Annotated in this window: 7 protein-coding genes; 2 read left to right on the top strand and 5 right to left on the bottom strand. The window is 42.0% G+C overall.

What is annotated here, in order from left to right; translation table 11 throughout:
- Position 1 precedes the first annotated feature (1 nt).
- Positions 2-1651: a Na+/H+ antiporter gene (locus AACX68_RS06800; protein ID WP_099111095.1), complete on the bottom strand. Its 1650-nt coding sequence runs from the start codon at positions 1649-1651 to the stop codon at positions 2-4.
- 271 nt (positions 1652-1922) lie between these two features.
- A complete protein-coding gene (locus tag AACX68_RS06805; protein WP_228857852.1) occupies positions 1923-3269 on the bottom strand; it encodes an NCS2 family permease in 1347 nt (448 codons plus the stop codon).
- Positions 3270-3646: 377 nt separating this feature from the next.
- Here AACX68_RS06805 and AACX68_RS06810 point away from each other — a divergent pair, with 377 nt between their 5' ends.
- Positions 3647-4987 (top strand): MATE family efflux transporter, encoded by a 1341-nt coding sequence (locus AACX68_RS06810; protein ID WP_099111093.1) that lies wholly within the window; start codon positions 3647-3649, stop codon positions 4985-4987.
- Positions 4988-5073: 86 nt separating this feature from the next.
- On the opposite strand, the gene AACX68_RS06815 is transcribed toward AACX68_RS06810, so the two are convergent.
- The 3 genes from AACX68_RS06815 to AACX68_RS06825 are packed head-to-tail and all read right to left on the bottom strand — an operon-like array spanning position 5074 to position 6800.
- Positions 5074-5742, bottom strand: coding sequence for a DUF799 domain-containing protein (locus AACX68_RS06815; protein ID WP_228857853.1), 669 nt, complete (start codon positions 5740-5742; stop codon positions 5074-5076).
- On the bottom strand, positions 5742-6098 hold the full coding sequence (locus AACX68_RS06820) for a DUF4810 domain-containing protein (RefSeq protein ID WP_228857854.1): 357 nt from the start codon (positions 6096-6098) through the stop codon (positions 5742-5744). The genes AACX68_RS06815 and AACX68_RS06820 overlap by 1 nt, the downstream gene beginning before the upstream one ends.
- Positions 6099-6128: 30 nt before the next feature.
- A complete protein-coding gene (locus AACX68_RS06825) occupies positions 6129-6800 on the bottom strand; it encodes a CsgG/HfaB family protein (protein WP_099111090.1) in 672 nt (223 codons plus the stop codon).
- A gap of 1135 nt (positions 6801-7935) precedes the next feature.
- Here AACX68_RS06825 and AACX68_RS06830 point away from each other — a divergent pair.
- A complete protein-coding gene (locus AACX68_RS06830) occupies positions 7936-9231 on the top strand; it encodes a hypothetical protein (protein ID WP_370630263.1) in 1296 nt (431 codons plus the stop codon).
- Positions 9232-9512 lie beyond the last annotated feature (281 nt).

Raw genomic sequence — 9512 nt, forward strand, 5'->3', positions numbered from 1 at the left:
TTTATTGAGATTTATCCACTAACAGTGCTTCCAGCAAATCAAGGTCATGCAGAAGCGTCTGTAATGTTTCATTACTAACTTTACGGGTTGCGCGCAAGTGATACAGTTCCCCTCTTTCAGCCCGTAATGCAGTCAGACGGAAACGGCGCTCCAGCTCTTCAACCTCCAAGCTGTGTTCACCTTCGTCCGTGCCCGCAGTACGGCGCCGTAAGTAACCGGTAACCCGGGAAGCAACTTCGCTAATCACTTCAGCATCTAATTTTTCTTCTGTGCTGGCAGACAGGCGTTCTTCCATTTTATTCATACTGACAATCGCAACTTCAGCCATCGCTGCTTTCGCCATTCTGATTTCATCAAGATCAGCCTGTTTGTCTCCCACTTTCATACCTCTCAATAAGAGTGGCAGGGCAATGACGCCAACAAAAAGTGAAACAAGAATCACACCTGCGGAAATAAAGATCAACTGATAACGGGCAGGGAACGGATCACCATCCGGCAGGAAAAGCGGTACGGACAGAGCACCAGCCAGAGTAATGGCACCACGGACTCCCGCAAACGAGGCCAGCAATAATTCACGCGTAGTGTAGGTTGAGAATTCCAGCGGTTTCTTCTTCATCAGGATTTTACTGGTATTTTTCATCAGCCATAACCAGCAGAACCGCAGCAATACCAGTGCACCATAAATAATGCCTACAGCAGCAAACAGCATCCAGGTTTCCACATGCGGGTCGAGATCAGCCTGAGCAACAGAAGTCTCCCAAATCCCCGGCAACTGTAGCCCCAGCATGATGAATACCAGCCCGTTAAATACGAATGCCAGCATTCCCCAGACATTATCCGCTCGCAGACGCATATCCAGCGGTGCATTGCGGATCACTCCGGCCGTACTGATAGTCATACCCGCCGCAACAGCAGCCAGAATGCCAGAAACACCAATATGTTCAGCAATCATGTAAGAAGCGAATGGCAACAGCATCATGAACATGATTTGAGTCGCGGGATCATCACCACTCCAGCGGCTCATCAATCGCAGTGATTTACTGTACAACCAGGTCACAGCGACGCCTGATGCCAGACCACCAATTGCAACTTTAAAGAATTCGAATGTTGCACCGGTTACCGTAAATGCCATTGTTCCCATGGCAATTGCCACAGCAAATTTCAGAGCGACCAGACCCGAAGCATCGTTCATCAACGCTTCACCTTCCAGCACACTCATCATATTTTTAGGAATGCGCCCTTTCCCGACGATTGAGGATAAGGCAACGGCATCGGTTGGTGACAACACGGCGGCCAGAGCAAAAGCCGCAATAAGCGGAATACTCGGCAATAACCAGTAAATCAAATAACCAATACCGACAACTGTTACTAAAACCAGCACTAAAACCAGAATAACGATTTCACGCCCATGGTGAAAAAATTCTCTGGTCGGTGTTTTCCAGCCATCAACAAATAACAAAGGAGGGATAAGTAATACGAGGAATAATTCAGGGTCGAAAGTAACGTGTAAACCAAAATGAGGCCAAGCCAGCAACGCCCCCATTGCTATTTGCACTATCGGCAAAGGGACACGGAACGGGATCACCTTAGTAAGAACACCAGAAACTGACACCACCAAAATCAAGATCAAGATAGTAAAGAATATTTCCATGTTACCCTTACAAATTGCCAAAAATCCGTCGGTGAGGAGATTGTGACTGTTTTTTCTTTCTAATAACAGCGCTAATAACCACAAAAATTGAAGTTATTCTGGAAAATCAAAAAACAATCACATTGTGAATCAATGACCCGCAAGCCATTTTCTTATTTTATACTTATCTGAAGGATTTTGTCGAAAATTTGACAGGTTTTAAAAATTATCAGGCAGGGAGATATATGCGCAAGCGTTAACCGCTTACGCATAACTTTCAGGCTAGTTCTGGCTAAATAGCCCAACTGCTGGCATAGAATACCACCAGTGCAGTGGCGATGACTATCGTACTAATATTCAGCTTACGCCACTCACCGGCAAAAATACGCCCGACAACCAACGTGCTGAAACCCAACATAATTCCTGTCACGATATTACAGGTCAGAACGATAAATACGGCGCACAACAGCCCCGACACAGCATCAACAGAATCATCGAAATTCAGTTTTCTCACATTACTCAGCATCAGCAGACCGACATACATTAAAGCCGGTGCAGTGGCATACGCAGGAACCAGATATGACAATGGAGAAAGGAATAAGATCAGCAGAAACAAAATACCGACAATGGTCGCAGTTAACCCTGTTTTTCCGCCTACAGCACTCCCTGCGGCAGATTCGATATAAACGCCAGCAGGCGAAGAGCCTATCGCTCCGGCAAAAATACTACTGACAGAATCAGCGGTTAACGCCTTACTACCACTAATAATCTGCCCACGCTTATCCAACAAGTTGGCCTGCCCGGCCACAGCTCTGATAGTCCCTGTGGCATCAAATACTGCGGTCATCACCAGTGCAAGAAGGCTTGGCAGGACAGCAGGCTGCAACGCCCCCATAATATCCATACTGAACATCAGGGAAAGGCCGTCTTCTCCTAATGTAGGCACTTTAAAAAATCCCTGATATTTCACCGCAGGATCGAAAATCAGGCCAATGATTGAAATAACGATGATAACCAGCAAAATGCCACCGGGGACTTTTTTCTTTTCCAGACCGATAATCGCAGCCAGACCAAGCAGAGTCATAAAGACAGGAAAGGCAGTCAGTGTACCAAAGGCAACCGGTAATCCTTCCTTCGGATTTTTAATCACCAGACCGACGCCATTTGCCGCAATAAGCAGCAAAAATAATCCGATACCAATTCCTGCCCCATGTGCAATTCCCATTGGAATATTACGCAATAACCAGGCTCGAATACCGGTAACAGAAATAAAGGTAAATATACATCCCATCAGAAAAACAGAGCCCAGTGCAACAGGGATGCTAACTTGCTGCCCTAATACCAGACTAAAAGCAGTAAAGGCAGTCAGTGAGATGGCACAGCCAATTGCCATCGGCAAATTAACCCATAATCCCATCAGCAATGAGCCAATGCCGGTCACCAGACAGACAGAAATAAATACCGCGGTATGAGGAAATCCGGCTTGTCCGAGCATACCCGGTACAACAATCACGGAATACACCATAGCCAGAAATATTGTTAACCCAGCGAGAATCTCCTGACGTACCGAGCTTCCACGTTCAGTTATCTTAAAATACCTATCGAGTTTGCATTGAGTTGGTGCCCGCATGCCAGACATGTTTATCCCCTGCCAGTGTGTTAAATATCGATCATTATTTTTCTCATCATTTCTTTACTCCCCTCCCGACGAAAACGATTACGTCACTTAATAACACTAAAAATGCTGGTGCTATCAGTTCAGCCATTTCTCATACGCAATCGTTTGGCTTTTGAGATAAAAAAATGGTGAGATAATTTGAGGCAGAAGATTATCCAGTGAATCGGGGATAAGAATCAAGTCATAGCCATAAATTTTATTACCTGTTATCTATCAGCAAATCGCGTGTTTTGCCTATCAATCAACCAATAAACCAAGTAAAATTACGACTGTATTCTGAGTATATGTCACACCACAAAAAGACCACTCATTTCAATTCAAACAATAGGTTTTTTATAATGCATCAATCTGATGTTGTTGATCGTTCGCTTTTTTCCCTGAGCTGGCCGATCTTCATTGATATTTTTCTTCATATGGCGACGCTGTTAATCAATACCTATATGGTTAGCCATATTTCTTCGGCCTATCTGGCTGCGATGGGCGTTGGGAATCATGTTTTTGATCTATTCATTACTATCTTCAATTTTATCAGCGTTGGTTGCAGCGTTGTCATCGCCCAATACCTCGGTTCAGGAAGGCGGGATAAAGCCAGTCAGGCGATCCACATTTCCATCGCCTTTAATTTTGTGCTGGGTTTTGGCTGTGCATTGGTAACTATTTTCTTCGGCTACAAAATCCTGCATATCATGAATCTGCCAGAAAACCTGATGGATGATGGATTTGCTTATCTGCATATTTTGGGTATCTGTCTGATACCAGAAGCCATTTCAATTATTCTGGCAGCCTGCTTGCGAGTATATGGCAAATCAAAATCAGCCATGTATGTCACCCTGATCGCCAATTTACTGACAATTGTCGGCAATATGATTGTTCTGTACGGGTTCTTCGGGCTACCTAAATATGGCCTCGAAGGTGTGGCATGGTCTACAGTATTTGGTCGTACTGTTGCAGTTATTCTCCTCTGCGGCTTGCTATTTTATGGCCTGAAAATAAAGCTGGTACCAAAATTACTCATATGCTGGTCAAAGAATATGCTGGGTAAAATCTTGCATATCGGTTTGCCTGCGGCTGGTGAAAACCTCGTGTGGATATTGCAGTACATGACTGCACAGGCGTTTATCGGTTTGATGGGCGAAACATCTCTGGCAGCACAGACACTGTATTTCCAGCTATCACTGTTCATTATGCTTTTTGGGATTGCCACCAGTATTGGTAACGAAATTATGGTTGGTCACCTTGTCGGGGCAAAACGCTTTGAAGAGGCTTATATTCGCGGTATAAAAAGCCTGAAAATCGGTGTTATCGTCACAATTGGGGTGGTCTTATCTTTCTGGGCTTTCCGGCAACCCCTTCTAGGCCTGATGACAGAAGACCAAAAAATCATTGAGCTGTTGCTGCCACTCTTCCTGCTATCTGTGTTTCTGGAGCCGGGACGTACTTTTAATATCGTTATGGTCAACGCACTGCGAGCTTCCGGCGATGCCCGGTTCCCGCTTTATACTGCCCTGATTTTCATGTGGGGTATCTCTATCCCCGTTGGTTATTTTCTGGGAATTACCATGGGAATGGGCATTCTGGGGATCTGGATTGGCTTTTTCTGTGATGAGTGGGTTCGTGGTCTGGTAAACGCGTGGCGCTGGAAATCCAAAAAATGGCAAACTAAGCGATTGGATGTCTAATCAGGCTAAAGAACGTTAATAAAAATGCCGCAGTAATTACCTGCGGCATTTTTGTAACAACGTAATCTGAAAAATAACAGGAATAATTATTCTGTTTTTTCTTTACGATAAAACGCTGAACGTGGGCCATACAGCAGGTGGCCATTCCAATATTGCCCGGCACTTAACAAACGGTTACTCGTAATGCCCGCAATCTCATGGCCTCTATCAGCGACAGTATTAACAATTTGTTCAATGGCCGCAGACACTAACATACCAATAATTCCGCCACCACCATTGTTGCGATTCTCTGCGCTGGAGGCTGTTGCTATACCGCCCCATATTTTTTCACCTGTACGCAAATCAACCAAACGAGCCTCAGCAGTTACACGAGTATCACTACTGATGATCTGATATTGTGTACCGTATTGCGTGATATCCAAGTAAAGCGCTGCATCTGCACCAAAAATATCATGCAGTTTCTTATAGCTGATATTACTAATATCCTGAGCCTCAGACACGCCATTCTGCCGGAAGGTTTCTTCTACTACCGCAACAGGAAAAACATAATATCCTGACTCAGCCAATGGATAAGTAACCTGAGAAATCACACTGCCAGCGGCTTTCACATCTACAGACTTATTCACTGCGGGCAGAACCAGTATCGATTTAGGATCGCTTGCCCTTAAAGCAGAATAATCATGCGGTGCCTGTTTGGCACACCCCGTCAGTATCAGCAAAAATAAAGCACCAATCGCACCCAAAATTCGGTTCATTATTTCACTCCCTTATTTTTACTCAGCAGAAAATCCATATAAGGTGCAGATTCAGGAAATAATCTTTTCTCTATTTCAAACTGCTGAAAGGCATCCTCAATATTGCCTGTTTTGCTGTACAGTAGCCCCATTTGTGCATGCAGGCCGGGAGGAACAGGTTTATCTTTGGCTTTTGCCTGTTCAATCACTTTTTCCAGAGCCTGTATCTGCTCCAGTGGCCCAGTTTTATCTTGTTGGTAATACTGGTAAAGCGTTGACTGGTAATCACCCCATTCATAAATAGTTTTCGGTGCCTGTACACATCCGACTAACACTAGCGTGCCCAGTAACATCCCCGTCTTTTTCATCAAAAACATTAAATAATCTTTCCTATATAATATTTATTATTAATTCGTTGGCTTCCAGGCACCACTTTCAATACCTGACACTAAATCATTCACAGCTTCACGAATTGCCAAATCTAAAACCTTGCCATTCAGAGTGGAGTCATAACCCGAAGTGCCGCCAAATCCAATAATTTCACGGTTGGATAGCTTGTACTCCCCGGCTCCCGCTGAAGAGAAAACGACTTCAGACGTTTCCACATTCACCACATTCAGCATCACTTTTGCATAAGCGATCTGTGATTTACCACGACCTAAAATTCCCCATAACTGGTGATCACCGACTTCTTTACGGCCAAATTCAGTCACTGCACCAGTAATGACATAACTTGCCCCTTTTAACTTCTGTGCTTTACCTTGTAATCCGGCTTCTGTTTGCAATTCAGCCATATTCGTGCGCTCCAGCACATTAAAACGACCGGTTTGCTGTAAGTCTGTCACCAGAATAGTTTTTGACTGGTTACCCAAACGATCAATTCCATCAGAGAAAATACCATTCTGGTAGCTTGAACGGTTTTCAAACTTACCCACGGCAATAGGGCTGCGAATACCTTTATAGGTTGTGTTATAAGAGGAAACTTTTTGAACCTGAAGAGTTGATGAGGATTCTGTTGCACAACCGGCTAGCATAAGTGAAGCCAGACAAACAGAAGCTAAAGTCAGTTTACTTTTCATTATTTTCTTCCTGCGAATTTTTTGATTAACAGCCTGTCAGGTCAGTGATACCTTTATATTATCTTGCTGGTTTCTATTTAAGCGAAATTAAGTATATAACGGCAGATATGACCAAGATAAAACGGCCAAATAATAGATTTTATCATAGGAAAAGTCCATGAAATAAAACATAATATTATCAACAATGCTGATCACTATAGTTAAACAAAACTGAAGATATTAATCCTTAAAATATCATTATAGAAATATCATATATTGCGGAATATTATTTCCAAACAACCCACTAAAAATAGGAATAATTGTATAAACTCTGACTTAAATGATACTTAACCCCTCCTCCAGAACTTCTCTCACCAGGCCTGCTCTGTGTCACTATACCTGATGATTTTTGAATATCACAACTACGATAAAATCACTCATTCCTATCTAAAAATAGAAATAACTCGCTAAAAAAACGTAAATACAAAACAAATAGAATTTTAAAAAATAAATAAAACAAAAAATGCCATTTTAAAACCATATAAATACCGGATGATTTAAATAATCACTAAATAATATTTGATAAGCATCTATCCCGTTCCGTTATTTTTATTTTAATCGATAAATTAATACAAAACTCTAACCATAAATTGATTCAGCTTAAATAAAGCATAAAAATAAACAAATAAAATTACTCTCATCAGGACAGATGAATTTTCATCCATTTTTTATCGTCAATAAGAAAAAACTAGATTAATATCCTAAATTATATCATAATGAAAATAATAAAAAGGATTTAATACTGACAGGACGTTTTGAGCAAGTTCGTATGTGATAAAACACATCGCTTTCTCTCTGATTGTTTAAATTTTCAATATCATAAGCAATTACAACTTCCTGATATAAAAAGAAAATGATACACCTTTCCCATTTAGGCATAAAAATGACTCTTCCCAAAAACGTATTAAGCCAGAGTCATCCGGAAAACATTTTCTTCATAAAATTCTTTAATATCAACACACAACAATTCATTTTCTGAGCAAACAATTCTTTGGTGTTTATATGGTACGTCTCCCTGTCTTAGCTAAACCCGACTCCAACACCAAAAATGTAAGCGAGAACTATTATGAAAACAGCAATAAAAGGTAATCAGCCCATGTCTCATGTTTCTTCGGCAGCAAAACGAGCCAATATGAAAGAAGCTGAATGGAAACAGGCCATAAAGTTCAATGGTACTGACATGGGTTGGGTGATTATGAGTATTGGCATGGCCATAGGAGCAGGTATTGTTTTCCTTCCTGTTCAGGTTGGTCTGATGGGACTATGGGTTTTCCTGCTCTCTTCAGTTATCGGCTATCCGGCTATGTATCTTTTTCAGCGGTTATTCATTAATACACTTGCCGAATCCCCCGAATGTAAAGACTACCCCAGCATAATCGGGGGTTATCTTGGTAAAAACTGGGGGGTTTTATTAGGTGTGCTCTACTTTATTATGCTGGTAATTTGGATGTTTGTTTACTCCACTGCAATTACCAACGATAGTGCCTCATACCTACAAACCTTCGGAGTGACCGATAACTTACTCTCCGAAAATCCTTTTTATGGTCTGGCCTTAATCTGTATTTTGGTGATGATTTCTTCCCGTAGTGAGCAATTACTATTTAAAGTTTCCAGCCTGATGGTAACGGTAAAATTAGTTGTTGTTGCAGCACTGGGGCTTTCCATGATTGGTATGTGGCACCTATACAATATCGGTGCGCTTCCTCCTTTTTCCATGTTAATCAAAAAAGCCATTATCACACTGCCTTTCACGCTGACTTCCATTTTGTTTATTCAGACACTAAGCCCGATGGTTATCTCTTATCGAAGTCATGAAAGCAACCGCGAAGTTGCCCGCTATAAGGCACTGCGGGCGATGAATATTGCCTTTGCTATCCTGTTTTGTACGGTATTTTTCTATGCCGTCTCTTTCACGCTGGCATTAGGACACGATGAAGCAATCAAAGCTTATGAGCAGAATATTTCTGCACTTGCGATTGCCGCCCAATTTTTCCCTGGTGGCTGGGTCATTTTTGTCAGTGTCATGCTCAATGTCTTCGCTGTTATGACTGCTTTTTTTGGTGTTTACCTCGGATTCCGCGAAGCCAGTCAGGGAATAGCCATGAACCTGCTCGGACGGTTAATGCCTGCTGCAAAAATCAATGAAAAGTGGGTCCAAAAAGGCATTATGGTATTTGCTATTTTATTGGCGTGGGGAGCTATCATTCTGAATGCACCTGTTTTAAGTTTCACCTCTATCTGTAGCCCGATATTTGGGATTGTCGGCTGTCTGATTCCAGCCTATCTGGTTTATAAAGTCCCCAGCCTTCATCACTACAAAGGAATCTCACTGGTTTTAATTATTTTCACAGGGATTTTACTGTGTATCTCTCCTTTCCTGGCCTTTTCCTGATGTGATAAAAACAGTCACTGGCTGTTTTATGATTAAGGCTTATTTACAAATAACGGCCTTCCGCTACGGAAGGTCTTTATCCGACATATTTCAATCAGTTTTTCTGTTATCTTTACGCATTTATCGCTATTACCGTTTTTATAAAGATTACAACCTCTCATCCGGAATACATATTTTCGCCGGATAAATTCATACCTTAACTACCACAATGTATCTTGAAATCCATAAGGCATTTGTGTTATCAAATACCTCTAATAAACTATTATTGCAATGATAATAGT

This window comes from Xenorhabdus sp. PB61.4, from assembly GCF_963894935.1.
Classification (GTDB): Bacteria; Pseudomonadota; Gammaproteobacteria; order Enterobacterales; family Enterobacteriaceae; genus Xenorhabdus; species Xenorhabdus stockiae.